Origin of the sequence: Pseudomonas parakoreensis, assembly GCF_021602155.1 — a bacterium.
Lineage (GTDB): Bacteria > Pseudomonadota > Gammaproteobacteria > Pseudomonadales > Pseudomonadaceae > Aquipseudomonas > Aquipseudomonas parakoreensis.
This window is the reverse complement of the sequence record NZ_BQHY01000068.1, coordinates 1-725: the sequence shown is the minus strand read 5'-3', so window position 1 is coordinate 725 and position 725 is coordinate 1. Positions and strand designations below refer to the sequence as shown.

Here is a 725-nt window from a genome sequence, read left to right as displayed (position 1 = left end):
CTGATGCCGCTTCTATGAGGCGGCATTGGAAATCAACGGAGGAAGTGAGATGGGCAGATTTGAAAGTTTTCCGGAACAACTGATGGCCTGCTTCATGCTGGGATTTCCAGTAGTGGGCCTGCTCTTGGGTGTCGTTCTCCTTGGTCTTGTCTGGCGAAAGGCCTGGGCCTGGATTGACGATGCGGAGGCAGGGCGCAACCCGGTTCTGGAGTTTATGGCGAGACTGCGTGGCTGGACGCCCTATACCACGGAGGGCAACGGCTACCAGTGGTGGAAAGATAAAAAAGACTCAACGCAACCGGAAGTTCTGCTGCCGTTTCTTGGATTGTTCTTTTTCTCCCCTCTCGCGGTCTTCCTCGCCATCAAACTTTACCCAGTCGTCATGGCTGCCATGACGCTGGCTGCAGTCGCTTTTGTGGCTCGGTTCGCCCGCCGGCACAAGAAACTGTTCGATAAGCACCTGAAAGATCCCGAAGCGCACAAATGACGGACCTTTTCACTGATGCCCATCCAGAGCGGTGGGCATTGGGAAAACAACCGCCCAGATGGGCACAACAACAGGTGAAAAGCATGGATATCAAGACCCTTGAAGCGCTGGGCGTGAGCGCAACTGATCTTTCCGATCGCATCGTCGAGCAGGCAGTGCATGCGCTGCTCTACTCCACCAGTTATGGGGATGACGACGAGGAAAGCACGCAATCGTCGCGATTCAAGCAGCAGATTGA

1 protein-coding gene is annotated in these 725 nt (G+C 54.9%); it reads left to right on the top strand.

Going from position 1 to position 725, the window contains the following annotated elements; genetic code table 11:
• Window positions 1-49 precede the first annotated feature (49 nt).
• Window positions 50-487 (top strand): hypothetical protein, encoded by a 438-nt coding sequence (locus tag L6D63_RS28420; protein ID WP_131671946.1) that lies wholly within the window; start codon window positions 50-52, stop codon window positions 485-487.
• The last annotated feature ends 238 nt before the right edge of the window (window positions 488-725 follow it).

Excerpts from the sequence above, each read along its gene's own strand:
- L6D63_RS28420 (WP_131671946.1), top strand. The coding sequence starts at position 50 with ATGGGCAGATTTGAAAGTTTTCCGGAACAACTGATGGCCTGCTTCATG.